At 63.9% G+C, this 25,796-nt stretch carries 22 protein-coding genes, 1 pseudogene and 2 riboswitches; of the genes and pseudogenes, 12 read left to right on the top strand and 11 right to left on the bottom strand.

The annotated features are described in order from the left end of the window. Positions 1-584: 584 nt before the first annotated feature. A complete protein-coding gene (locus tag C6W88_RS05160; protein WP_108131737.1) occupies positions 585-2,294 on the bottom strand; it encodes a sensor domain-containing diguanylate cyclase in 1,710 nt (569 codons plus the stop codon). Positions 2,295-2,429: 135 nt separating this feature from the next. On the opposite strand from C6W88_RS05160, the gene C6W88_RS05155 reads away from it, so the two are divergent. Beyond that, positions 2,430-3,254 carry a hypothetical protein gene (locus tag C6W88_RS05155; protein WP_108131736.1) on the top strand — a complete coding sequence of 275 codons (825 nt, stop codon included), beginning with the start codon at positions 2,430-2,432 and terminating at the stop codon, positions 3,252-3,254. A gap of 59 nt (positions 3,255-3,313) precedes the next feature. After that, positions 3,314-3,416: riboswitch (TPP riboswitch) on the top strand. Positions 3,417-3,496: 80 nt separating this feature from the next. Then, the gene (locus tag C6W88_RS05150) at positions 3,497-4,942 is read left to right on the top strand and encodes a sodium:solute symporter family protein (protein WP_108131735.1); all 1,446 of its coding nucleotides are present in this window, start codon (positions 3,497-3,499) and stop codon (positions 4,940-4,942) included. Between the two features lie 115 nt (positions 4,943-5,057). Here the strand turns inward: C6W88_RS05150 and C6W88_RS05145 are convergent, their stop codons facing one another. The 3 genes from C6W88_RS05145 to C6W88_RS05135 all read right to left on the bottom strand — a co-directional run bounded on the left by C6W88_RS05145 (position 5,058) and on the right by C6W88_RS05135 (position 8,075). After that, positions 5,058-6,338 carry an LLM class flavin-dependent oxidoreductase gene (locus C6W88_RS05145; protein ID WP_197037072.1) on the bottom strand — a complete coding sequence of 427 codons (1,281 nt, stop codon included), beginning with the start codon at positions 6,336-6,338 and terminating at the stop codon, positions 5,058-5,060. Between the two features lie 8 nt (positions 6,339-6,346). Then, complete coding sequence (locus C6W88_RS05140) at positions 6,347-7,156, bottom strand: 3-oxoacyl-ACP reductase (RefSeq protein ID WP_108131733.1); 810 nt, start codon at positions 7,154-7,156, stop codon at positions 6,347-6,349. 47 nt (positions 7,157-7,203) lie between these two features. Beyond that, positions 7,204-7,302: riboswitch (TPP riboswitch) on the bottom strand. A 98-nt stretch (positions 7,303-7,400) separates the two neighbouring features. Then, positions 7,401-8,075, bottom strand: a complete 675-nt coding sequence (locus tag C6W88_RS05135; RefSeq protein WP_108131732.1) for an SOS response-associated peptidase — start codon at positions 8,073-8,075, stop codon at positions 7,401-7,403. 164 nt (positions 8,076-8,239) lie between these two features. Between C6W88_RS05135 and C6W88_RS05130 the strand changes: the two genes are divergently transcribed. From C6W88_RS05130 to C6W88_RS05110, 5 genes are all read left to right on the top strand, one after another. Further along, positions 8,240-8,983 carry a thermostable hemolysin gene (locus tag C6W88_RS05130; RefSeq protein ID WP_108131731.1) on the top strand — a complete coding sequence of 248 codons (744 nt, stop codon included), beginning with the start codon at positions 8,240-8,242 and terminating at the stop codon, positions 8,981-8,983. After that, entirely contained in the window at positions 8,976-10,610 is a 1,635-nt protein-coding gene (locus C6W88_RS05125; protein WP_181248552.1) for an AMP-binding protein, read from the top strand. Before C6W88_RS05130 ends, C6W88_RS05125 begins: the two co-directional genes overlap by 8 nt. Continuing rightward, the gene (locus C6W88_RS05120) at positions 10,607-11,377 is read left to right on the top strand and encodes an iron-containing redox enzyme family protein (protein WP_108131729.1); all 771 of its coding nucleotides are present in this window, start codon (positions 10,607-10,609) and stop codon (positions 11,375-11,377) included. Before C6W88_RS05125 ends, C6W88_RS05120 begins: the two co-directional genes overlap by 4 nt. Further along, entirely contained in the window at positions 11,365-12,195 is an 831-nt protein-coding gene (locus C6W88_RS05115; RefSeq protein WP_108131728.1) for an SDR family oxidoreductase, read from the top strand. The genes C6W88_RS05120 and C6W88_RS05115 overlap by 13 nt, the downstream gene beginning before the upstream one ends. A 151-nt stretch (positions 12,196-12,346) precedes the next feature. After that, entirely contained in the window at positions 12,347-13,126 is a 780-nt protein-coding gene (locus C6W88_RS05110; protein WP_197037071.1) for a glutaredoxin family protein, read from the top strand. 85 nt (positions 13,127-13,211) lie between these two features. Here C6W88_RS05110 and C6W88_RS21330 read toward each other — a convergent pair whose 3' ends face one another. From C6W88_RS21330 to C6W88_RS05075, 7 genes are all read right to left on the bottom strand, one after another. Beyond that, entirely contained in the window at positions 13,212-13,622 is a 411-nt protein-coding gene (locus tag C6W88_RS21330) for a hypothetical protein (RefSeq protein WP_124802262.1), read from the bottom strand. A 133-nt stretch (positions 13,623-13,755) separates the two neighbouring features. Further along, positions 13,756-14,526: a copper resistance protein B gene (locus C6W88_RS05100; RefSeq protein WP_108131727.1), complete on the bottom strand. Its 771-nt coding sequence runs from the start codon at positions 14,524-14,526 to the stop codon at positions 13,756-13,758. A gap of 13 nt (positions 14,527-14,539) precedes the next feature. Further along, entirely contained in the window at positions 14,540-16,420 is a 1,881-nt protein-coding gene (locus C6W88_RS05095; protein ID WP_108131726.1) for a copper resistance system multicopper oxidase, read from the bottom strand. Between the two features lie 68 nt (positions 16,421-16,488). Continuing rightward, entirely contained in the window at positions 16,489-17,838 is a 1,350-nt protein-coding gene (locus C6W88_RS05090; protein ID WP_231498537.1) for an ATP-binding protein, read from the bottom strand. Further along, positions 17,825-18,487 (bottom strand): response regulator transcription factor, encoded by a 663-nt coding sequence (locus C6W88_RS05085; protein ID WP_045994131.1) that lies wholly within the window; start codon positions 18,485-18,487, stop codon positions 17,825-17,827. Before C6W88_RS05085 ends, C6W88_RS05090 begins: the two co-directional genes overlap by 14 nt. An 83-nt stretch (positions 18,488-18,570) precedes the next feature. After that, on the bottom strand, positions 18,571-19,059 hold the full coding sequence (locus tag C6W88_RS05080; RefSeq protein ID WP_108131725.1) for a cupredoxin domain-containing protein: 489 nt from the start codon (positions 19,057-19,059) through the stop codon (positions 18,571-18,573). A gap of 98 nt (positions 19,060-19,157) precedes the next feature. Continuing rightward, positions 19,158-20,057 (bottom strand): LysR family transcriptional regulator, encoded by a 900-nt coding sequence (locus C6W88_RS05075; protein WP_045994126.1) that lies wholly within the window; start codon positions 20,055-20,057, stop codon positions 19,158-19,160. A 150-nt stretch (positions 20,058-20,207) separates the two neighbouring features. On the opposite strand from C6W88_RS05075, the gene C6W88_RS05070 reads away from it, so the two are divergent. The 5 genes and pseudogenes from C6W88_RS05070 to C6W88_RS05050 all read left to right on the top strand — a co-directional run bounded on the left by C6W88_RS05070 (position 20,208) and on the right by C6W88_RS05050 (position 25,671). Then, complete coding sequence (locus tag C6W88_RS05070) at positions 20,208-21,341, top strand: 4-oxalomesaconate tautomerase (protein ID WP_108131724.1); 1,134 nt, start codon at positions 20,208-20,210, stop codon at positions 21,339-21,341. 127 nt (positions 21,342-21,468) lie between these two features. Then, complete coding sequence (locus tag C6W88_RS05065) at positions 21,469-22,596, top strand: Bug family tripartite tricarboxylate transporter substrate binding protein (protein WP_108131723.1); 1,128 nt, start codon at positions 21,469-21,471, stop codon at positions 22,594-22,596. Positions 22,597-22,697: 101 nt separating this feature from the next. Then, complete coding sequence (locus C6W88_RS05060; protein ID WP_108131722.1) at positions 22,698-24,656, top strand: tripartite tricarboxylate transporter permease; 1,959 nt, start codon at positions 22,698-22,700, stop codon at positions 24,654-24,656. 455 nt (positions 24,657-25,111) lie between these two features. Beyond that, positions 25,112-25,378: pseudogene (locus tag C6W88_RS21965) on the top strand (DUF4160 domain-containing protein). Between the two features lie 11 nt (positions 25,379-25,389). Beyond that, positions 25,390-25,671, top strand: a complete 282-nt coding sequence (locus C6W88_RS05050) for a DUF2442 domain-containing protein (protein ID WP_108131746.1) — start codon at positions 25,390-25,392, stop codon at positions 25,669-25,671. Positions 25,672-25,796: the final 125 nt, after the last annotated feature.

Genomic DNA, 25,796 nt, shown 5'->3' with positions numbered 1-25,796 from the left:
CTGATCAATTTTTAAAGAGCTTCTCGCTTTGCAGCGCCTGTTGGCGCAGCGCCCTGCGAGGAAGGCGCATTCTACAGAATCGAAGCGTTTCGTCAAGGCTTTCTTTTTTCGCCGTGCAAGCGATGCCTGCAGGACCCAAGAAAGCGAAGCGAGCCTGACGCGCATCCTGCGATGCCGTCTTGGCGACTCCGATCGAGTGGCGAGCATTCTACCGATTTCTCGTTGCCCGTCAAGTGGAGAATTTTTCAAAGACTTGAAAAAGCCTTTTCAAAACAATCACTTTTACCACCCTTTACCGCCTGTGACGTTTGCTCGTCGCCGGCAGCGGATGCGTACTTTACGGATCGGGGCCGGGCTTGGCAAGCACTTCGTGTAAAAAAATTTCACGCCACCGTCATCTGAATGACATCAGCCACACTGCGAGATTCTTCTCGATTCCGCAGGTGCAGGATTCAGCATGTCGAACAGCGGCTACCAAGCTTCTCTTGCAATCTCTCGAGGCCATCCTCGATCCGCCCGCCGTGGCATTCACTTCAGCACCGCACCGCCTTGCTCAGTAGAGGTCTCTTTTCATGTTTCAGCGACTAGACGCGGGAGGCCTCTTGCGACGACTCTCCGTCCGTCGCGGCGCACACGCGGTTGCGACCACTACGCTTGGCGCTGTACAGGCGCCGGTCGGCGCGCTCGAACAGCGGTGCAAACCCCTCCCCCTTGCGATACTGGCTGACGCCGATGCTGATGGTGATGCGAATCGTCTGTCCATCCGACAGGGTAATTTCCCCCCCTTCCACCGCGCGACGCACCCGCTCGGCCGCCTTGATCGCCTCGGGCAAGGCAGTGCGCCGCATGACCACCACGAACTCCTCGCCGCCGGTTCGCGCCACCAGATCGCCATCACGCAGGCAGTTGGCTACTGTTTGCGCCAGCCAGGTGAGCACCTGGTCACCGGCCGAATGACCGAAACCATCATTGACCTGCTTGAAGAAGTCGATATCGACCGCGGCCAGCGAGAACACCATCCCGCCACTGTCGCATTCCTCGATCAGGCGGGTGACGTGGCGATCCAGCTGGCTTCGATTGGGGAGTCCGGTCAAGGCATCGGTCATCGCCTGGTCTTCCAGCTGATCACGTTCGAGGCGAATACGCTCGACCTCCATCTCGTTGGAAATGACACGTTCGACGGCCCCGACCAGTAGTCGGACCAACTCGATGTCGACCTCGCTGAAGGCGTGCCGCCGCGCCGACGGACTGGAGAAGTTCAGCGTCCCCCAGACCTTGCCCTGGATCCGCAGCGGTGCACCGATATAGGTCTCCAGCTGAAAGTTCTCGTAGCAGGGGTGGCCCTTGACTCGCTCGTCCTGCCCGGCGCGGTGGGTATGGAAGACGTCATCGGCGTCGAGGGTCAGCCGACAGTAGGTGTCACCCAGTGCAAAGCTGTCGCCGGCCCCTACTGGCGCATTATCCGAGGCCGCCCAGCGAACCGTGTAACACTCCCCCTCGACCTGACTGACCAGCGCGATATCCAGCCTCAGGTAGCTCAAGGCGTCACGCAGCAGCATGTCGACGATCTCTGTTACTCCGATATCGGTGCGATTTACCCCGGTATGGACATCCCGTAACAACTGGATCATCGAGCGATACTCGGAGACGTCCTGGATGATGGCGTAGAAGCCCATCACTTCATCTTCCACCACGTCCGGCAGATAGTGGACCTTGAAGTAGATCTGGCGACCGTCCTGGAGCACCAGGGAATCCTCGTAGCTGACCTCCTGCCCCGCCAGCGCCAGATCGAAACGTGGCCGGATCTTGGCGTAGGAGTCTGCATCAAGCACCGAAGACACCGGCTGCCCCATCAGCGCCTCGGCAGGCTGGCCGATGAAGTCGAGGTAGGCACGATTGTTGAAACGGAAGCAGAAGTCGCGGTCGACGTAGGCCACCATCACCGGCAGGTGGTCGGCCATCCGCGCGATGACACCGCGGCTTGCCTTCTGCCGAGCCGACAGTCGCAGCACCAGCCCACCATCGGCCAGGCGACAGCAGCTACCATCGCCCAGTTCCAGCGGCATCGAAGGCTTGGCAGCGTGAGCGACACCCCGGGATGCCAAGGCTTCGGCGACCCTGGCGACCTCGCCAGGCAGCTCTGCCAGCCCCCGCCCGATCCAGACGTCTCCAGGCTCGCCCAGCACGCGCACGGCATCACCGACCACGTCGTGCACCTGCAACTCCGGCGTCAGGCGTACCAGCACCGTTCCGGACGACACCAATGCCTCTTCCACCCAGGCAAAACGCTCCATGAGGACAACTCCTTGCGTAAGCCCTGCCCTGGACCGGCAGCAGGTCAATACCCTGGCGGCTCGCGTGCCGTCTTCTCTAGCCTATGAAAAGATGCTTATAGATGCCGGATTATTTCGCTTGCCCGCTTCCACGTTATGCTGGCGTCGCCGACACCGCCGCGGGAGCTGCCCACGAACCACCAGGACCTTGTCGCCATCGAACACGCCCTGACGCTGGCCAATCGCGGGGATACCAGCTGGCTGTGCACGCGCCTGGATACCCCTGCTCCCGCCTTCCCCCACCTGAGCGTCACCAGCGATGCCGATGGCCCCGGGTACGCCGGACAGCCCATCTTGCTGTCCCAGGCGCGGGACGGCGGCGCCTGCCTGGTCAATATCGACAACAACGCCAACGATGGCACCCCCTGCCTGGTCGAGCGCCTGTCACCGAGCAGCGAGACCCTGGTGCACCTGGAGGTCATCCATGCAACGCTCGCCGGCCAGCCATCGCTGATTCGCCGCGTCAGCCTGGGCAGTACGTCCATGAACCTGCAGCGACCCACGCCAACCAGTCCGCTGGTCCAGATCGGCGACGACGTCGTCGAGGTGCTGATCCAGCCGGCCTTGCGTCTGGTGCTGACCGGCCACGCCCCGGTCAATGCCGACTTGGCGCGCCAGGGACAACGGCTCGGCTTCGAGGTCATCCTGTGCGCCCCAGACCACCCCGACACGCATCACTCGACAGCGCCCCTGCCGGCAGGCGTCGAGTTCCAGCGCGCTCCCGCGGCCCCCTTCCTGCGCGGCGGCGGCGGGCACCGACGCACCCTGGTGATGGACGCCACCGACGCCTCGACCATTGTGCGAGCGAGCCGCGAGGCCTGCTGTCATGGCTATCTGGCGATGGCTGACATCGATCCAAGCCGAGCGGCAAACTGGCTTTACGATGGCTGGCACAGCCTCCGCACCTCGCCCACCGTCTGACGCCCCGTCGCTGCGGCCAAAGCGCCAATTGACAGCCATCGGAGGCGGTCCTACGCTGTGCGCATTCCTGGGGGAGCCTGACGGCTGAGATTCCGCATCACGCGGTAACCCTTTGAACCTGATCCGGGTCATGCCGGCGAAGGGAAGGATGGTTGCGTTATCTCCTCTTTCTTCCTGTCCGCCGCTCGTCCCGCCTGTCCACCGGTCCCTGCGGACAACGACAAGAAAGAGGTCTTCTTTCGATGATGCTCGATCCCACCTGGACGGCGCTGTGGCTTCTGCTGTGCGCCGCCATCTTTGCCATCCCCGGCCTGATCTATGCCCGACGTCGTCAGGGCGGCCTGGATGACTACATCTCGGCTCGCAACAGCCAGAACACCCGCGCCACGGTGTTGACCCTGGTGGCCACCACCCTAGGCACCTGGATCCTGTTCGGCCCCGCCCAGGCGGCCACCTGGGGCGGCATCGGCGCGGTACTGGGCTATGCGCTGGGTTCCACGGTCCCGCGCCTGGTGATGATCCCGCTGGGACGACGCATGCGTGAGCTGATCCCCGAAGGCCACGGCCTCACCGAGTTCGTGATCCATCGCTACGGGCGCACCATGTACGCCTTCACCCTGACGATCATGCTGTTCTATCTGTTCATCTCGCTGGCGGCAGGCCTCACCGCGATCGCCCATATGGTCACCCTGCTGGCGCCGATCCCACTGTGGCTGACCGCCTGCGTGGTGATGATCGCGACCCTGCTCTACACCTTCTACGGCGGCCTGCGCACCACCATCTTCACCGACAAGGTACAGATGCTGGTGATCCTGCCGTTGCTGGCGCTGCTGCTGGTGTTCGGCTGGCAGGCCGCCGGCGGCGTCGCGCCGACGCTCGAGGGCCTGCAGGAGCGTGCGCCCCAGTTGCTGGATGTCACCGATGCCGGTGGCCTGCGTGCCGGTCTGACGTTCTTTATCGCGGTGATGCTGACCGGCCTGTTCTACCAGGGCACCTGGCAGCGCATCTACGCCGCCCGGGACAGCAAGGTGCTGCGGCGGGGCTTCTGGATCGCAGGGCTGTTCAACTTTCCGGTGATCGTGCTGATGGGCCTGTTCGGCCTGGCCTTCGTCGGCCTCGGGCTCGAGGGAGACGGTTCGGTGGCGCTGTTCAGCGTGCTGCTGTCCGAGGTGCCGCTGTGGTTCGCCCTGGCCTTGATTCCGCTGGGTCTGGCCCTGGTGATGAGCAGCGCCGACACTACCGTCAACGCCACCTCCAGCATCATCGCCGTCGACATGCACCGGCTGCTGCCCCAGGCCAGCGAAGCCACCCTGATGCGCCTGGCACGCTGGCTGATCGTCGCCGCAGCGGTGCCGGTGACCTGGGTGGCGGCCCAGGGCTACAGCGTGCTCTATCTGTTCCTGCTGGCGGACCTGCTGTGCTCGGCGGCGGCCTTCCCGGTGTTTTTCGGTCTGTTCAATCGCCGCTACGACGGGCGCAACGCGGTCCTCAGCACCGCTGCGGGCCTGGTCGCCGGGCTGGCGATGTTCCCGTCCCCCAGCGGCGGTACCGCCACCCTGCTGGAATCCTTCCTGCTGGCGGCCTTCGTGCCGGTGCTGGTCTCGCTGGTGCTGATGAAGCTGCTGCCATCCCGCCAGGACTATGACTTCACCCGCATGGGCAGTCTGGTGCGGCGTTTCCAGAGCTGACACCGCCACGCTGACAGCCTGGCAAGGCGTGATAAAAAACAGCGGGACGTGCTGACGCGTCCCGCTGTTGTCGTTTCAAGGCCTGGCGATCAGGGGCCCTGGCAGTTCCGGCTCATCAGCGACCAGGCCGCGCCAGCCCCAGGTGGTCGCGCAGGGTGCGGCCCTGGTACTCGCGTCGAAACAGCCCGCGGCGCTGCAGTTCGGGCACGACCTGTTCGACCACGTCCTCGATGCTGTCCGGCAGCGATGGCGGCATCAGGTTGAAGCCGTCCGCCCCGCCCTGCTCGACCCAGCGCTGCATCTCGTCGGCGATACGCTCCGGGGTGCCGACCATGGTGCAGTGGCCGCCACCGGCGGCGAGCCTCCCCAGCAACTGGCGAAGCGTCGGTCGTTCGCTCTCGATGATCCGCAGAATCGTGGCGTAGCGCCCCTTGGGCCCGCTGAAGGCCTCCAGTGGCGGCAGCTCGGGCACCGGGGCGTCGAGCTCCCAGTCGCTCACGTCCTGACCGATGAACTGACTCAACTGGCGCCGGGAGCTGTCCACCGGCAACAGTTCGTCGAGCTCCCGCTGCTTGCGTCTGGCCTCCTCTTCGGTGGAGCCGACGTAGGTGACGAGCCCCGGCATGATCGCGACCTTCGGTCTGCCGGCGGCCTTTACCCGGGCCTGAAGGTCGCTGTAGTAGGCCTGGGCGGAGGGCAGATCGTAGGCCACCGCGTAGATGGCCTCGGCGTATCGCGCGGCCAGGTCACGGCCCTGATCCGAGGCGCCGGCCTGGAACAGCACCGGGTGGCCCTGGGGCGGACGCGGCACCGTCAGCGGACCATCCACCAGAAAGTGCTCGCCGTGATGGTGAACGGGTCTGACCCGGCTGGCGTCGACGTAATCGCCCTGGCGGTCCCTCACCAGGGCGTCGTCACTCCAGGAGTCCCACAGCGCCAGCACGGTATTGGCGAATTCCTCCGCCCGGGCATAGCGCTCGGCGTGGCTTGGCATGGCCTCGAGCCCATGGTTGCGCGCCTCGCTGTCGAACATCGAGGTCACCAGGTTCCAGCCCAGGCGTCCGCCGGAGATATGGTCCAGAGAGGCCAGCATGCGTGCAGCATGAAACGGCGTATAGAAGGTGCTGGAGACGGTCGAGATCAGCCCGATGTGTTCGGTGGCCCGCGCCATGGCCGCCAGCATGGTCAGCGGTTCCAGGGTCCACAGCGGACCGTCGGCGATGTTGCCCGCGGCGTGGCCATCGGCGAAGAACACCGCATCGAAGCGACCCCGCTCGGCGAGCCGCGCCAGTTCCTCGTAGTAGCGGATATCGGCCAGGCGCTCGACGCTGGAACGGGGATGGCGCCAGGCCGCCTTGTGGTGGCCACAGCCCATGATGAACAGATTGAGGTGCATGTTGGCCATCAGTCCTTCACCAATCCGCCGTCGACCACCAGGTTCTGGCCGGTGACCGCTCGCGACCAGGGCGAAGCGAACAGCAGCGCGGCGTCGGCAAACTCTTGCGGCGTGGTCACCCGTCTCAGCGGTGTGCTGGCGGCGATCAGATCGAACACCGCCTCCGGCGTGGCGCGGGAGGCATCGGTGGTGCGCAATAGGCCCCCGGAGATCATGTTCACGGTGATGTTGTCCGGGCCCAGATCGTGGGCCAAGGTGCGCGTCAGCGACAGCAGCGCCGCCTTGGCGGCGGTGTAGTCGTGGTAGGGCACCACCGGGTTCTGGAACAGGTTGGTACCGATATTGACGATGCGACCAAAGCCGGCCTCACGCATGCCGGCAAGCGAAGCCTGCACCGTGTTCAGCGCACCCCGGGCGACGCCCTGAAGCTGATGATCGAGGTGCTCCCAGGTCAGCTCGTCGGGACCGGGGCGGGCGTCGCCATTGAAGGCAAAGTCCGGCAGCGCATTGTTGATCAAGGTGGTGACCGGTGCGCCGAAGTGCTCGCGGGCACGCGCGAACATGGCATCGACGGCGCTGCGATCACAGACGTCGGCGGCCACCGCCAGGGCTTGCTCGGGATAGTCGGCTACCAGCGCGTTGGCGCCCTCTTCGCTGCGTCGATAGTTGACCACCACCCGCGCGCCCTGCTCGAGGAAACTGCGCGCCAGGCTGACCCCGAGGCCACGTCCGGCGCCGGTGACGACGACCAGCTGGCGGGGAATGGGAAGCGCGGGCGGGCTTGCGGAGGTAGCGGGTGAGGCGTCGGAAAGGGTCATCTGGCGGGTCCTTGGTCGAGGCGAGGAACGCACGCCGACCCCTGGACTGACGACTGCGCTGACATCCCTTCGCCGGTATGAACTGGATCAGGTTCGACGGGTGTTTCTCAGCCCCGCTATCGTGCGGGACACCCCGTGCCATGCGCCTTCGACCTTAGCCCATCGGCGCGGGGCGGACAAGCCGCGCAGCACCTGAAACATCACCGCAGCCAGGGCATGCAGATGGGCGCTTCAGATCCGACGCTCAGCCCGGTGCCTGGACGGCTTGCATCAAGTCCCTTCCTTCCTCTCCCGCCCGATTGACCCTGGTCGAGACCGGCCATGCCTCGAAGGCGCCAGCGGGTAGATGCCGCACCGTCTGGCGCATGACGTCGCGATCAGTCAGGGCAGGATCGAGCCAGGGTTCAAGGCTGCCGTCGTCCAGCGCCAGCGGCATCCGGGCGTGCACCTCACTCGCGCAGCCCCGGGCGGGTTCGGTGAGGATGGCAAGGCCCGGCCTGCCGTCGTCCCTTTCACTGAAGATCGCCGCCAGCCACAGCGGCGCGCGATCTTCACGACACAAGAAATAAGGCTGCTTGCCGGTCTCGCCCGGCAGCCACTCGTACCAGCCATCCGCCGGCACCAGGCAGCGATGGCGAGCAAAGGCCCCACGAAAATAGCGCGAGGTAGCGACCTTCTCCACGGTGGCGTTGATCGGCTCCGGCGCCCCGGCCTGGGCCCAGTGGGGTCGATAGCCCCACCACATCGAGGTAAAGGAAGGTATGCCCTCCCCGTCCATGGCGAGCGACGTGATCCAGGTGCCCGGCGCGACATTGTAGCGAGGTGGCGGCTCCTGCTCGGGCAGGCGCGGCGCCACCGGCAAGCGCATCAGCGCCGCAAGCTGAGCAAAAGGTGTGTAACAGGCGAAACGGCCGCACATGGATACCTCCTTTACCGGACCCTGCAGGATCAGCCTAGCACCATCTCTTGCGTCCACTCAGGCCACCTGTGCGCGCTACAGGTTAGTCATCTGCGAACGTTAAGTTTTCGCTAAGCTAGGCAGCCTAGCCTAGCCATCAACTCCTCTTTCAAGGACGCGATGACATGGCCCCGGCAATCGCAGCATCGGCCTCGAAGACGACAGCCCACACGGATGCTCCCGAGCCGGACATGCCCTCGGGACTGTGCTGGGCGTCCCCGGAGCGGCTGGGCGAGGCAAACGCCTTCATCTCCAACGTCTATCGTCTCCATCACAATGCCTCCATCAGCAACCCCTACCAGCGCTTGCTGACACTGCGAGACCACCATGGCGCGCTCGTCGCCACCACGGGGCTCAGGCGTGCCGATGAAGGCCCTCTCATGGTGGAACACTACCTCGAGGCACCTGTCGAGATGGTGCTCGCCACTCGTGGCCTCTGCGACCTTGCGCCGCCGCGCCACCAGGTCATGGAGGTCGGCGCCCTGGCCAGCGCATCGCCAGGCGCCGGCCGACGGCTGATGCTGTCGCTGGTGGTGGTGCTCGAGCGACTGGGTATCGACTGGCTGGTGGTGACGGCATCCAGGGACGTGCGCAACGGCCTCGCCCGGCTCGGCATCGAGATGGACACGATCGGTCGCGCCCATCGCCACTGCCTGGACAACCCTGTGGACTGGGGACGGTATTACGAGCGGGACCCCAGGGTCGTGGTGATTCGCCCCCTCGAGGTGGCCAACAGCATGCGCGCCACCCCGCTCGGCGCTTTGCTTCTCGCCGGCGCAGCACAGCTTGCCCCGGAGGCGGCAGATCCCGTACCGGCGCTACCCCATGTCCACGCCTGCTCGGCGGCCGGGGACATGCCCCATGGATAGGCTACACCAGCGCCTGCGCCAAAGGGCGAGGCTGTCGCCGGATGCGGAGAGCCTGCTCGGGCAAACCCCGGATGGCGCCGACATCCGACTTACCGCCCGGCAACTGGAGGCCGCCACCGACGCTGTCGCGCACCAACTCGAGCAGTCGGGCGTTTCTCACCTGGGCCTGCTGGGTCACAACTCTCCTGGCTGGCTGGTCGCCCAGCTCGCTGCCTGGCGGGCTGGCCTGCCGATCACCCCGATACCTGCATTTTTCAGCGAACAACAGCTCAACCACCTGCTCGATACCACCGGGCTGGACGGGCTTCTGATCGCGCAGGACAGCCCGCTGGACGCCTGGCTACCATCTGCCCGCGCAAACGACTTCAAGCGCCAGCCACTCGACGCTCCGGCCGGCCTGTCCATCGCCTTGTTCCGGCGCCCCTCGACGCCCGCACCACTACCGGACGGAACGCGACTGATCACCTTTACCTCCGGCACCACCGGCACCCCCAAGGGGGTCTGCCTGTCCGGGCCTCATCTCGAGTCGGTCATTGAAGGACTGGAACAGCGCCTTGCAGGTGTTCCCCTCCATCGTCACGGCGTGGTGCTGCCCATGGCGGTGCTGCTCGAACATCTGGCCGGCGCACTCTTCGCCCTCTGGCGAGGAGCCACGATCGTTATCGATACGCCCGATCTTACCAGGCTACATGGCAGCGGTACGCTAGCCCCCGACCAGTGGCAGCGCTGGCTGGCCAAGCGGCGACCCGACAGCCTGATTCTGGTACCGGGGCTGCTCAAGGCGCTAACTCACCTGGCCTCACATCATTCTGCGGCAAACGGGTGGCAACAGGTGTTGTCGCTAGTCGCCGTGGGCGGGGGCCAGGTGCCCCGCCGCCTGCTCGAACAGGCAACCCAGCAGGGGCTCCCTGTCGCCCAGGGCTACGGCATGTCCGAGATGGGCTCGGTGGTCTGTCTGAGCCGCCCAGACGAGCCCCAGGATGGCCGTGTCGGGTGCCCCCTCAAGGGATTGCGCCTGAGCACCGATGAGCAGGGGCAACTGCTGGTCCACGGTCGTCGCATGCTCGGCTACCTAGGGTCCGATCATCACCTTCCGTCAACCGAGATGCCCTGGCCCAGCGGAGATCTCGGTCACCGCCTGGCGGACGGTCACTGGCGCCTGGACGGGCGTCAGCGCAACGTCATCATCCTGTCGAACGGACGCAATCTCTGTCCCGAGTGGCTCGAGGCGGAGCTCGAGCTTATCGACGGTATCGATCGTGCCTTCGTCTTCGGCGAAGGCTTGCCGGGGGTGCTGGCGCTCCTTAGTCCTTCAGCCGCTATCCAGCCCCCCCGCCTGGAAGCCCACATCACCGCGCTCAATCAGCGCCTGCCCGACTACGCCAGGGTCCGCGGCTGGCAGTCGTTGCTACGGCAACTGCCAGGCGTCGCCGAGCCGCTGTCGATCGCCAGCAACGAACTGACCGCCAACGGACGCCTGCGCCGGGCCAGCATTCAGCTCCGCCGCCGCTGCGACATCGAGCGGCTTGTCGCCAGAACCTTCCCCGGCCATGAGCAGGTGTCAGCAGCGCTTTCCTCCGCCGCCGACGGCCTCCCTTCATACCCACAGGAACCCCCACCCCCATGAACACGCTGACCGATACCCCGATCGTCACCTCGCCACCTGTCGACAACGGCAAGCCCGACGGTTTCTACCGCCACCTGCTCGCTGCCACCGAAGACGAACGCCAAGCCTTGATGGGAGGGGAACTGATCGGGCGCGCCCAGGGCGGCAAGATCACGCTGCCCGAATATCGCGCCTTTCTCGCCCAGGCCTATCACCATGTGCGTCACACCGTCTCACTGATGATGGCCTGCGGCGCCGAATTGTCCGCTCCTAACTTCGTGCTGCGCGACAACCTGCGCATGGCCATCGCCGAGTACATCGACGAGGAAAAGGGCCACGAACATTGGATACTCGATGACCTCGAGTCCACCGGCGTCGATCGGCACCACGCGCGTTCACGCCCACCGCTGTTCGAGACGGAATGGATGGTGTCCTACGCCTACGACAGCATCAGACGGCGCCATCCGCTGGCCATGTTCGGCATGGTACTGGTGCTCGAGGGTACCAGCACCTCGGCGGCCAGCGCCGCCGGCAGGGCCATCCGCGATAGTCTGGGCCTGACCGATGACGCCTTCCACTACCTGTTTTCCCACGGCGAACTGGACATCTCCCATATGGCCTTCTTCGCCGAACTGATGGACACCATCACCGACACCGAGGAGCAGGCCCAGATCGTCCATTCGGCCCGCGCCTTCTATCGCCTCTATGGCGCGGTCCATGACGCCGCCCTGCGAGACGCCGAGCACTGGACGGACGAAGCGCTGGAGGCAAACTCATGCCATCACTGAGCGAGCGCAGGATTCTGGTGACCGGCGCCACTGGCGGCATCGGCTCGGCGCTGGTGAAGCGGCTTGACGCCGAAGGCGCCAGCCTGTGGCTGGCAGGGCGTGATGAGGGCAAGCTCAGCGCCCTGGCGGGCGAGCTTGGCAAGGCTGCCTCGAGACACACCCTCGTCGCTGGCGTCGATCTGACCACCGCGATGGGCCGCCAGCGGCTACTCGACCAGCTAAGTCAGGCAGCACCCGAGCAGCGCCCTTCGACGCTGGTCCACCTGGCCGGCATCAATCATCTCGGCTGGTTTCGCGAAACCTCGCCAGACGACGTCATCCGGGTGCTCGATACCAATCTGAGCTCGACCCTGCTGCTGACCCAGGCCCTGCTGCCCTTGTTTCTCGGCCAACCCAGCGCCAACCTGCTGTTCGTTGGCTCACTGCTGGGGCATATCGGCCACCCGGGCTATGTCGCCTACTGCGCCAGCAAGGCCGGCCTCAAGGGCTTCGCCGAAGCGCTGTCCCGGGAGCTCGAAGACACTTCGGTCCGAGTGCAGTACCTGGCCCCCCGCGCCACCCGGACCGCCATGAACGGCCCCGACGCCGAGGCCATGAACGAGGCCCTGGGCAATACCGTGGACAGCCCCGAGCGCGTGGCCGATGCCATCATCACGCAGCTGACAAGTGGCCGGCGTCGCGCCGTCCTCGGCGGCAAGGAGCGCCTGTTCGCGCTGATCAACGCCATCGCCCCCACGCTCGTCGATCGCGCTATCGCCCGGTCCCGAGCCGATATATCCCGCCACCTGGATCCCCCTGCGCAGGTTATCCAGGACTGACCAGCCGATGACCGTATCACCTTGACCCTTGTGCCGCACAAGGGTTTTAGTCTGTGGTGGAGATGCTCGAACTTGCATAGTAGTGACAGAAGCTTCAGGGGCAACCACCCTGGCCTGTCTGGGCTTTTCTCAACCACCACAGGGAGAGGAAATGAGCACGAACACAGCAAGCCCGGCGCAGCGGGCCTCATCCAGCACTGCCCGCCTCTATCGCATGAAGACCGCGGATCACCTCTGCCCCTTCGGCCTCAAGACCTTGTCGCTGCTCAAGCGCAAGGGCTACCAGGTCGACGACCACACCCTGACGTCACGTGAAGCCATCGACCGCTTCAAGCAGGAAGCCGACGTGGACACCACACCCCAGGTGTACATCGGCGACGAGCGCATCGGCGGCTACGAAGAACTGCGCCGCTACCTCGGCATGAGCGTGCCCGGCGACAAGGAAGTCAGCTACCGTCCTGTCATCGCCATCTTCGCCACGGCCCTGCTGATCGGCCTGGCGGTAGGCTGGGTGTCCGGCCAGTCGCTGGTCTCAGTGCGCACCATCGAGTTCGCCGTCGCCTCGGCCATGGTTCTGCTGGGCCTGCAGAAACTGCAGGACGTGGAAAGCTTCAGCACCATGTTCCTGAACTACGACCTGCTGGCCCAACGCGATGTACGCTACGGCTACATCTACCCCTACGCCGAAACACTGGCCGGGATACTGATGCTGGCAGGCAGCCTGATCTGGATCGCCGCGCCTGTGGCCCTGTTCATCGGTACCGTGGGGGCCATCTCGGTGTTCAAGGCGGTCTACATCGACAAGCGCGAACTCAAGTGCGCCTGCGTCGGCGGCAACAGCAACGTTCCCCTGGGCTTCGTTTCCCTGAGCGAGAACCTGATCATGCTGCTGATGGGCCTGTGGATGCCGGCCAAGGCACTGTTAATGTAAGACACGCCTGACCTGACGGCTCCAGACGTGCAGCAAAAACCCGCCAGGCATTGCCTGGCGGGTTTTCTCTGGCACGATGCAACGTTTATTCGAAGCCGACATGCAGACTGTAGCGACCACTGTTTTCATTGGCGCTGCCAAGCACACTGCCTCGCACTTCAAGCTCATAGTTTCCGGGAGTGACAGGCTCCTCCAGCAGGAAGTGGCCGTTGTTGTCCGCGTCGCTGGCCACCAGCTGCCCCGCGGGGGAATACAGCCTTCCCTCGATACTCATCGACTGACTCGAGTCGCTGGCAAGATGTTCACTGCTGACGACGATCATTCCTTCCTCTTCGATCGGCAACCGGTAACGCACGGGTGCACCACGAAGCTGTTGGGTGGCAGACACACCTTGCCGCAAGATTTCGGCTTCCTGCGAATGGCCCTGCGCAGCCCATACCGGTAGAGAAACGCCCACGAGGACAGCTACACCCATCATGTGTTGCCACAATTTCATAACGATTACCTCCTTTGAATGTTGGCACCTTCATGATGTGTCATCTGGCTTAATCTACGCTGAAACATTGAAAAACGGCGTAGTGAAGCAGATCCCGCCAGCGGCCTGAATGGCAACCGTAGGCGTAGAGGCATCAAAACCAGACGCGTAGCCCGGCAACCACTGCGGTGTCTTCCACTTGATCGCCTTCATCACGCGCCATATCGGCAGTATCGCCATAAAGTTTCTGCCAATAGGCGCCGATATAGGGCGCGAACTTGCGATGTAGCTCATAGCGAAGGCGCAGGCCGGTGCGCAAGGAATTGAATCCCTCCCCTACACCGAACTCCTCGGCATCATCGAACGCCACTTCCATTTCCAGGCGAGGCTGCAGATAAAGCCGCTGGGTCAGTCGCAGATCATATTCCTGCTCCAGACTCAAGGAGGTATCACCATCGTCACTGACACGAAGATCCAGCTCGGTTTCCAACCGGTAGGGCGCCAGTCCCTGCAGACTGATCACGCCGAAATAGCGCTCGGGATGGTCATCGCTGCCAAGCCCGCCCTGGTAGCCAAGCCCTCCCTGTAGCTCCCAGAAGTCGGCGATCAGTCGGCTATACAGCAGATCCAGCGATTCAAATTCCGCATCTTCGCCATCCCCTTGGGTATTGTTCCCTTCCCCCTTCAGGTAGACGCGATGAACGTCGCCTCCGTACCAGGCCTGAAAATCCCAGGTTACTGCCTCGCTGTCTTCAGACGGCCAGACGTATTCCAGACGGTCGACCAGCACCGAGCCACGCAGATGCTCCTGCATGGGCGACGGCCAGTGATCTGGCGCGTCGTAGCCATCCTCAGCCAGCGCCAGCGACGACAATGCCAGACCAGATAGCGTTGCCAGGCAAATACGGCCCACACGAATTTCCATGCGTCATCTCTCCTCAGGCAACCTTGACGACGCGGAACATGCCGGCGTCCATGTGATAAAGAAGGTGGCAGTGGAACGCCCAGCTACCCTCGGCATCCGCCGTGATCAGTGCAGAAAGGCGCTCGCCTGGCTTGACGTTCAGGGTGTGCTTGCGCGGAATCAGCTCACCGGCACCATTCTCCAGCTCCATCCACATGCCGTGCAGGTGGATCGGGTGCTCCATCATGGTGCGATTGACCAGGATGAGGCGCAGACGCTCGCCCTTGTCGAAGTGGATCGGCCCCGAGACCTCACTGAATTTCTTGCCGTCGAAGGACCACATGTAGCGTTCCATGTTACCGGTCAGATGAAGCTCGAGTTCGCGACCAGGAGGACGACGGTCAGGCCAGGGCGCGATGGCCTTCAGGTCCTGATACACCAGCACACGACGCTCGCGGGCATCCAGGCCGATTCCAGGCTGATCGAGGCGGGAGCCTGGCTGCGCCACGCCCACCGGCAGCATGGCTGTACCAGTGGCGCTCTCCGTACTGTCCATCTGAGCGTGATCCATTCCCGCCATGTTCGAGTGATCCATACCGGCCATCGAGCCGTGATCCATGCCGCCCATGTTCGAGTGATCCATACCGGCCATCGAGCCGTGATCCATGCCCGCCATGCTCGAGTGATCCATACCGGCCATCGAGCCGTGATCCATGCCCGCCATGCTCGAGTGATCCATACCGGCCATCGAGCCGTGATCCATGCCGTCATGGGCTCCCATGGCCTCCATTCCTCGATCGGCGATACGTCGGCGTTCCGGCACCGGCGCCACCATCCCCATACGCGGCGCCAGGGTCCCCCTGGCAAAGCCGCTTCGGTCCATGGACTCGGCAAAGATGGTGTAGGCCACATCGTCTTTCGGCGTCACCAGAACGTCATAGGTTTCAGCCACCCCGATGCGGAACTCTTCGACGGGCACGGGCCGAACCGGCTGGCCGTCGGCCGCCACCACCGTCATTTCGAGCCCCGGAATCCGCACGTCGAAGTAGCTCATGGCGGAGCCATTGATGACACGTAGCCGCTGCGTCTCGCCGGGGCGAAACAGGGCAGTCCAATTGTCATCGGGTGAATGACCGTTGAGCAGATAGGTGTAGGTGGCGCCGGTAACATCGGCGATATCACGGGAGCTCATGCGCATCCGGCCCCACATGGCACGCGCTTCCCAGGTGGAGGCGAGCCCCTGACGGTCCACATCGGCGATGAAGTCACCCAGGGTGCGCTCCTGGAAGTTGTAGTACCCCTCCCCGGTCTTCAGGTTGTGGAAGATGGTCGAGGGGTCCTCGAAACTCCAGTCGGTCAGCAGCAGCACGTGCTCGCGGTCATAGCGAAAGGGTTCGCGCTGTTCGGCGTCGATGACCAGGGGGCCCACATGGCCAATCTGCTCCTGCAGTCCTGAGTGGCTGTGGTACCAGTAGGTGCCGCTTTGACGGAGGGGAAAGCGGTAGGTAAAGGTTTCGCCCGGCATGATGCCGGCAAAGCTCACGCCGGGGACGCCATCCATCTCCGGCGGCAGGAGAATGCCGTGCCAGTGAATCGAGGTGGGCTCGTCCAGCAGGTTGGTCACCCGCAGCGTCACGTCCTGCCCTTCCTTGAGCCGGATCAGGGGGCCAGGGCTGGTGCCGTTGAGGGTAATCGGCCGTGCAGACTGGCCAGCGATGGGCACGCTCTGGCGACGTATGGCCAGCGAGATATCCGGACCGCTTTCCACCCCCTTGGGGTAACTCGAAGTCTGTCCCCAGGGGTTGGCCCAGGCAGGCGCCAGACCGAGGGCGGCGGTGCCGATTCCCAGGGCTGCGCTTCCCTTGATGAATCCTCGTCGTGATAGCCGATGTGGCGGTAGAAGTGTCGTCGACATGGGTGCTGTCTTCCTGTGCGATGAACTTCTGCCATCTTCCATCGCCAAGCTGAAAGCCAGCTGAATCCTTAACGCACGGCCTCTCTCTCGGAGGTTGACGCCAGCGCCAACGGCAAGCGGATGGTCACCTCGAGTCCACCGCTGGGCGCCGGCTGAAAGCCGACCTCTCCCCGGTACTGTTCGACCAGCTCAAGCAGAATCGACAGGCCAATGCCGTTGCCTGGCCGCCCTTCATCCAGCCTCTGCCCTCGCCGGCCCAACAGCGGCAGCAACTCCGCCGCCACTCCGGGGCCATCATCCTGGATCTTCAGTTCTAGACATCGCCCCAACGTCAGCGCGAGCCACACCGACTGGTTGGCCCACTTGCCCGCGTTGTCGAGCACGATGCCGATCATTTCCAGGAAGTCCTGTCGCTCCATCTCGATGCAGGCATCCTCGGCGTCCCCGAGGGCCATGACGAAGCGCTTGTCGGGGTACAGGCTTCGAAACATGTCAAAAAGCTGGTCGAGTTCCCGCTTGACCCGGGTGTGCTGGCCGCCACCGGGGCCCGCCAGACGCGCCTGACGCAGGTGGGACTCCATCAACTCCTGCATCAGCGTCAACCGCTCCAGCAGACGCTCACGGCGGGATTTATCAAGCTCACGCTTGCTGCGCAGCGCCTGCATCACCGCGGTCAGAGGGGTCTTGAGCGCATGGGACAGGTCGGCAACGGCGTTACGCGAACGCACCAATCGGCGCTCCTGGCTGTCCATCAGACGATTAAGCTGCGAGACCAGAGGGCGGAACTCCTGCGGCACCTTCATTCTGACACGCTGTCGCTGACCACTTCGCAGCTCGGCCAGCTGGCGCTGCAACAGATCCAGTGGCCGCAGGGCGGCATTGACCGCCAACCCGTTAAGCAGCGAAAGAGCCAGCAGCACCAGACCTGCGATGGCGCCAATCCACCAGTGCAGTGCCGCAAGGCCTTCCTCGACGCTGTCGAAGGATTCACCGATGAGCAGCACCCCAGGCCTACCGTCCACCGTAAAGGTTCGCCTCAACACCAGCAGGTGACGCCCCTCCAGGTGCACATCCAGCAGCGACCTGTCAGGCCCATCCAGATGGGGCGTCAGCGCCGACAACCAGCTCGGATGGGAGGTGGTGACGATCTCGCCGCGCTTGAGCACGTACAGGTGATGAAAGACCTCGGCCGACAGGCTCGAGGGCAAGGTGGGGGCCGGTACCGGGTCTGCGGCTTGACGCAGTTGCGCCAGGCGATACTCCGCCTCCTGCCGCAGTCGATCACCCAGAAAGTCCCGCGCGGTCTCGCGCAGCAGCAGGCCATGCATGAACCAGGTCAATCCCATGACCAGTAGGGACACCGCCCCGAGGCTGACCAGCAGGCGCAGACGGAGACTATTGCGTCTAATGCGAAACAAGCACGTACCCCTGGCCTCGGCGGGTCTGGATGACATGCTTGCCCAGCAGACGCCTCAGGCGCGCGATATAGACCTCCACCAGATTGGGCGCCGGGGCATCCTGCTCCAGGGCGTAGAGCTGATCGAGCAGCTTCGTCTTGGAGTGCACCCGGTCAGGGTGGTGCATCAGGTAGCGCAGCAGGCAGAACTCGGTGGCGGTAAGCGTCTGCCATGGGCCTCCCGCGCAACTGACCTGGCGCTGCTCCTCGTCAAGGCGGATGCCATTGACGATCAGCCGCGCCGTCAATTCGGTACGCCGCCGCAGCAGCGCCTGTATCCGCGCCAGCAGTTCCTGTTCGTGAAAGGGCTTGGTGAGGTAGTCATCAGCCCCCCGACGCAGGCCGTCCACCTTGTCCTGCCAGGCATCGCGAGCCGTCAGGATCAGCACCGGAAGGCCTAGGCCGTGTTCACGCTGGAACTCGAGCCAGTCGAGCCCCGAACCATCGGGCAGGCCGATATCCAGAATCATCAGTGCATACTCTTCGCTGTGCAACAGCGCCTTTGCCACGCTCAGTCGCTCGGCTACGTCGACGCGATAGCCATGATCATCCAGCGTATCCTTCAGACTCTCGCAGAGCAGGTCATCGTCCTCGACCAGCAACAGCTTCATCACCATCATCTCCCTGCCAGCGGGCCCCGGCATGCCACGCCTCACTCGAGCCGGACGGGGTGGCCCCGTCCCAGGCTTGCCGCCTATTCTCCCACACTCAGGGTGCCATGCATGCCCGCTTCAAAATGTCCGGGTACATTGCAGGCGAAGGTCAGCGATGCCCCCTGCTCCGGCGCCTTCCAGACAAGCGTTCTGGTTTCTCCCGGCGCCAGAGTCACCGCCGGCATGTTCATGGCGCCGTGCATCTGACTCATGTCGTGGCCGTCACCGTGCATGCCATGCCCTCCCCCCGAGGCCATCTCACGCATCATCTTGCGGTGTTCGTTCTGAGCCTCGGCGGAGCCGATCACGAACTCATGCTCGAGCTGACCGCTGTTGGTGACCTCGAAGGCCACCACCTCCCCGGAGGCAACGCTCAAGCTTTCCGGATCGAACCAGATATCGCCGGCCTCGACGGCGATGGTGCGATCCGCCTGATCGGGGTCCATGGCCTCCGATTGAGCGTGGCCGGGACCTGCCAATGCCTGGGTCGACAACAGGCCAAGAGCGACCACCATCAGTGTGCTGCGCATGACGTCATCCTTCCGTTTTGGGTGTCTCCCTCTGTTTGTAGCGCAAGAACCTGAATCCATACTGAATCGGCGATAGATGGCCATGCGGTTCGCTGCGCCTACGAATGCTTCCACTGTTCCAGCAGTAGATCGATAAACAGCTGGGCGGTGCCCGAGATACTGTGCACGTTGCTGCGTACCAGGCCGATGGTGCGCTGGATGCGTGGCTCCGGCAGCTCCCGCGAACACAGGATCTCGTGATCCGGGCCCGGCATGGTCATGCGCGGCAGAATCGCCACCCCCAGGCCCGACTCCACCAGCCCCAGCGAGGTGGACAGATGCTGTACTTCGTAGAAGCTGTTGAGGTGGATGCCCTCGGCGGACAGCGCATTGTCCAGCAGGGTGCGATTGCCGCTGTCGCGACTGACGGTGATCAGCCGCACCTGCTCGAGGTCTGACCACTCGATTTGCTCCCTGGCCGCCAGAGGGTGATCGGAGCGCAGCGCCAAGACGAAGGGGTCTCTCATCAACTGGGTGAAAGACACCTCGGGCCGCTGGGCGCTGAACATGTTGATGCCGAAGTCGGCCTCGCCGCTGATGACCTTCTCGAGACCCTCATTGGCGCTGACATCCAGAATACGAATACGGATGCCCGGCCAGGCCTCGCTGAACCCCCTGATCACGCTTGGCAGAAAGTAGAAAGCAGCGGTCGGCAGGCAGGCGATGGTCACGGTGCCGGTCTGGTGGGTGGCCAGCTCCCGGATACCGAGGATCGAGGACTCGTACTCTTCGATCATCCGTCGCGCCCGAGGCAGAAAGTCGGCGCCTATCGGCGTCAGCCGCGTACGCCGGGTGGTGCGCTCGAGCAGGCCCACCTCCAGCAACTCTTCGAGCTTCTGGATTCGCCGTGACAGCGCAGGCTGCGACAGGTGCAGACGCTGAGCCGCCTCATGGAAGGAGCCCAGCTCCGCGACCTGGATGAAGGCCTGCAGATCGAGAAATTCAAGACGGTGCTGCATCGGGTCACTCTTGCATGAAGGCTTTTGGACTAATAATCATAGCGCATTAATCCTAATTTCGCATTGATAGACGCCAAACTTTGCATTTGAAGCATCAATAGACGCCTGACAAGCTGATACCACGACCTCCAACAACGGCGTGGCATCACGATGATGAACAGCATCCCCTGCATGATCATGCGCGGCGGCACCTCCCGCGGGCCCTTCCTGCGCATGAGCGACCTACCCGACGACGAGCCCGCCAGGGCGGAAATCCTGATCAGCCTGATGGGCTCCGGCCACGCCCTGCAGATCGACGGAATCGGCGGCGGCGACCCGTTGACCAGCAAGGTGGCCATCGTCGAGCGCTCCAGCCACCCGGACGCCGACGTGGACTACCTGTTCGCCCAGGTGGACGTGCTCAACCGCCGTGTCGACTTCAACCCCAACTGCGGCAACATGCTGTCTGCCGTCGGCCCCTACGCCATCGAGTCCGGCCTGGTGGAGCCGCAACCGGACTACACCCTGGTGCGGGTACGCAACCTCAACACCCAGCGACTGATCGAGTGCCACGTACCCACCGACGCCGGCCAGGTCCGCTACGACGGTGACACTCGCATCAGCGGTGTCCCCGGCAGTTCCGCAGCCATTCAACTGAGCTTTCTCGACATCGTCGGAACCAAGACGTCGGGACTACTCCCGACCGGCCAGGCCGCCGACACCATCGACGGTGTCACCGTATCCTGCCTGGATGCGGCCACCCCGATCATCATGATCGACGCGCGAGAGCTTGGACTGAGTGGCCGCGAGACGCCGCTCGAGCTGGACGCCGACAGCGACCTGCTCAAGCGTCTGGAGAGGATCCGTCGTCATGCAGGAGAGCTGATGGGGCTTGGTGACGTCAGCGACAGCGTGCTACCGAAGCCAGTGCTGGCCTCGCCCGCCGAGGATGCCGAGCGCACCCTGTGCACCCGCTACTTTGTCCCCCATCGCTGTCACAAGGCGATCGCTGTCACCGGTGCCATCGCTGTGGCGAGCGCCGTCAGCGTCCCTGGCACCGTCGCCAATCGCATCGCCATCGATGCAGGGCAACTCAAGGCCGGTGACCTCAAGGCGGCCGTCAGCCTGGAGCACCCGTCGGGCTTCATCGACCTCCAGGTGGAACACCGCGACGGCGACCCCGGCGATATCGCCCGGGCCTCATTGATCCGCACCGCCAGAAAGATCATGAGCGGCACCCTGTTCTACGCCCTGCCCGACCCTACTCTGCCCGGCACGTCTTCCAGCCGCCCCGGCCCGGACTGATCTGCACCGACAAGGACGCTGCCGGCTGCGCCGAGCGCCGCCGCGCCCGACAACCACAACCGCCATAACAATCACCACCTCCCCAACCGACATAACAATCGTCACAACGACCGTCAGGAGACACGCCATGAAGACCCGTAAACCTTCCTCGTTCACCGCATCACGCCTCGCCTTGTCCCGCGTTACCAGGGCCGCGGCACTCGGCATCGCCATCGCAGGCGCCAGCCTCGCCGGCAATGCCCAGGCCGCAGAGGTCGAGGTACCCGCCAATATCAAGTGGACCGTGCCGTTCGGCGTCGGCGGCGGCACCGATGTGTGGGCGCGCTTCTTTTCACCCTGGCTCAGCGACTATATCTCCGGCGAGCCGACCATCATGATCGACAACGTCCCGGGAGGCGGCTCGATCAATGGCGCCAATCTGTTCGCCATGCGCGCCAAGGCCGACGGTTCAAACTGGCTCGGCACATCGGCATCCACCCAGTACCCGGCGATGCTGGATGATCGCCGCGTACGCTATGACTACAGCGAATGGACGCCGATCCTGGCGACCCCCACCGGCGGGGTGGTTTATGGCCAGCCGAGCCTTGGCGACACCGCCGACGCGGCGATCGATGCCCTGCTCAGCCAGCCGGTCAAGCTGGCCGCCCAGAACCCCACCGGTCTCGAGCTGCCCGTGCTGATCGCCCTCGACCTGCTCGGCGCCGACGTCCAAGCGGTGTTCGGTATGCGTAGCCGCGGCGAGGGACGACTGGCCTTCGAACGCGGCGAAGCGGACATCGATTTCCAGACCAGCTCGGCCTACCTGAGCAACGTCACCCCGCTGGTCGAGTCCGGCAAGGCAGTGCCGTTGTTCTCGCTGGGCCTGCTCGACGACGACGGCAAGATTGTTCGCGACCCGGCCTTCCCCGACCTGCCGACCTTCAACGAGGTCTACCAGGCGCGTCACGGCGAGGCGCCCTCCGGGCCTGCCTATGAGGCATTTCGCAAGTTCTTCGCCTCTGGCTTCGCCCTGCAGAAGCTGATCATGGTGCCCAGGGACACCCCTCAGGAGCTGGTCGACGCCTACCGTGACGCAGCCCGCGAGTTCGTCGCCACCGATGAGTTCAAGCAGGACGCAGAGGCCCAGCTCGGCCCCTATACCCCGGTCATCGGTGACGTCATCCAGCGCCACCTGGAAGACGCCATGTCGATCGATGAGGCGACCCGTGAGTGGCTGGCCAAGTGGCTCGAGGAGAAGCACAACGCCAGGATCTGACACCGTTCGGGAAGCGCCGGCCGCGACGGCCGGCGCCTCCTGGCTCAACGACTTCAACAAGACGCCCTCGGGCGTCACCAACAACTCGAGAGCCACACGCCATGCTTGATATCCTTCTTTCCAGCCTGGGACAGCTGTTTACCCTGTCCCATCTGCTGTTCATGACGCTGGGGGTGCTGGTCGGCCTGGTCGTCGGCATCATTCCAGGCCTCGGCGGCATCGCCGGCATGTCACTGCTGCTGCCCTTTCTCTACGGCATGGAGCCCACGGTCGCACTCGGCATGCTGATGGGCCTGGTGGCGGTCATCCCCACCGGCGACACCTTCGCCTCCGTGCTGCTGGGCATTCCCGGCTCCAGCGCGTCACAGGCCACCGTCATCGACGGTTTCTCCCTGGCCAAGAAAGGCCAGGCCGCACGGGCCCTGTCCAGCGCCTTTCTGGCATCGATGATCGGCGGCCTGATCGGTGCCGTGGTACTGACCGGCTTTATCCTGATCGCCAGGCCGCTGGTGCTGTCGTTCTCGTCATCGGAACTGTTCATGCTGACCCTGCTCGGGCTTTCCATGGTGGCAGTGCTGTCGGGTGCGGACCTGTTCAAGGGTCTGGCCGCCTGTGGCCTGGGTCTGCTGGTGGGCGGTATCGGCATGGCACCGGCCACCGGAGAATTTCGCCTGAACCTCGACATCGACTACCTGTTCGATGGCCTGCCGCTGGTGGTCGTCGGCCTCGGCATCTTCGCCCTGCCGGAGATCATCGATCTGCTGGTCAAGCGAGGCGCCATCGCCGAAAAGCCCTGCCGTCTCGGCGAAGGCTGGCGTCGCGGTATCCAGGACGTCGGCGAGCAGCGCGGGCTGGTCGCACGCTGCGCCGCCATCGGCAGCCTGGTCGGCACCATTCCGGGGCTCGCTGGCTCGGTGGTGGACTGGCTGACCTACGGCCATGCGGTGCAATCGGCCAAGGACAGCTCCGAGTTCGGCAAGGGGGATATTCGCGGCGTCATCGCCCCGGAGTCGGCCAACAACGCCTGCGCCTGTGGCGCGATGGTGCCGACCTTGCTGTTCGGGGTGCCCGGCTCGGGCACTGCGGCGGTGTTCCTCGGCGGCCTGCTGCTGCTCGGCCTGCAGCCCGGGGTCGGCATGATCGAGACCCATCTGGACCTGACCTACACCATCATCTGGTCGCTGGCCCTCGCCAATATCCTCGGCGCCGCGCTATGCCTGATCCTGGCCCGTCCCGTGGCCAACCTGACCCGGGTGCCCTTTGCCACCCTGGCGCCACTGATCACGGTGCTGATCATGTTCGCCGCCTTCCAGGCCACCCGCGCCACCGGCGATCTGCTCGCACTGGGTGCCATCGGCGTGCTGGGCGTGCTGTTCAAGCAGGCCAACTGGTCACGTCCGGCCTTCCTGATCGGTTTTGTGCTGGCACCGGGCGCCGAGGCCTACTTCTACCAGGCGGTCCAGTTCCAGGGCACCGACGCCTTCCTGCGCCCCGGCGTGCTGATCATCGGCGCCATGATTCTTGCCGCCATGTTCATTCCGGTGATCGGCAAGCAGATCAAGAAGCGGCGTCAGCCGATGTCGGTGGGCGCCGCGGCCACCGAGCCAAAGCCCGACGCTGAATCCCATCGTCTGGGGATCATCGATATCGTGCTGCTGGGAGCCCTGCTGGCGCTGGCGGCCAGCGCCTGGGTCAACGTCTCGGAGTTGTCACTGATCGGCGGCATCATGCCACGGCTCGCGATTGCCATCATGGCCCTCGCCTGCCTGGCCGAGATCGTCCGCAGCGTGGTACGTCGTCCCCGCTGGGAGCGTCAGACCTTCGCCCGAGAAGCCATCTGGCTGGTCGGCTTCTTTGCCCTCGTCGCCGCCATGCTGACGCTGGGCTTCATCACCACGGCCACACTGTTCACCCTGGTGTTCCTGCTGGCCATCGCCAAGCTCAAGCCCTGGGTCACGGTGCTGATGGCGCTGGGGGTACTGGCATTCCTGCTGGCCATGGCAGAGTTTCTGACCCTGACCTATCCCCAGGGCATCCTCGACCCGCTGTTGTTCTACTGACCCCCGAAGCGACCCGCAGCAGCCCTGCGAGTACGAAAGCCACCGCTGTACACCGTTGTAAAGAGATAAGCCCCGCCTCGGCGGGGCTTATCCTGTAAAGACGTGCGTGAGGGGAACACCATCGAGGTCGACGAGCATCGTCGACGGGGCTCGCTCGCTGGCCGGGCTATCGATCATAGCGAGGGCCACGAACTTGGCCTGAGCCACCTCGAGATTCACCAGCGTCGGCAAGATCCCCTCTGGCGGCAACGAGCCTTAGGAAAACGACTGACTGTCAGCCGCCTGGTGGATACGATTGGAGTCGGGCGTGCCATCTGGACATGACCGCCGCGCCCCGGCTAGCTTCACAATAGGCCGCCTGAGCTCGGAGCTGCTATTCACACTACTTCCTGTCAGGCCTCTCGCACACCATTGCCACGAGAGCAGCACCAGCATATTCGGGCAGGAGAGGTTGAATGCCTACAATTTCAATGTTTTATGGCATCATCATTCGGATGTACTATGCTCCAAAAGAACACCCGCCGCCGCATTTCCATGTCTACTACGGCGAACACAAGGGAACGATCAATATCCGTACATGTGAGATTATTTAAGGAGATCTGCCAAGGAAGCAAACCAAGCTTGTCCTGGCATGGGCCGAGCTTCATCAGGACGAATTGATGGCAGACTGGCGACTGGTCATGAACGGCGAAGAACCCTTCAAGATCCAGCCGTTACAGTGAGGGGGGAAATCATGTACCCATCTGTGAAAAAGGTTACACCGATTGACGACTATCGCCTCTCGATCCATTTTGACAACGGAGAGAATGGCGTCCTGGATATGAAACCCTACCTGGATTTTGGAGTGTTTCAGAAGCTAAAGGATCGCAAGGCATTTGATCGCGTTCGGGTATCATTTGACACCATCGAATGGGAATCAGGAATCGATCTTGACCCAGAGTTTGTCTATGCCAAAAGCCAGCGTACTGACGTGCCACATGGAGAGACAAGCGAAGAACAGGGCACACACAGCTAAGCACGCCACCAGGCCAGACAGCTGGGCTGTCCATGTGCAGATAAAGAACACTCGCTCGGGAATACCTTCCTAATCTTCCGAGTCCCGAGCCACTCAGCGACCCACTTCAAACTATCCTGGAGGGC

This window comes from Halomonas litopenaei, assembly GCF_003045775.1.
Taxonomy (GTDB): Bacteria; Pseudomonadota; Gammaproteobacteria; order Pseudomonadales; family Halomonadaceae; genus Halomonas; species Halomonas litopenaei.
This window is presented reverse-complemented; position numbering and strand designations above follow the sequence as displayed.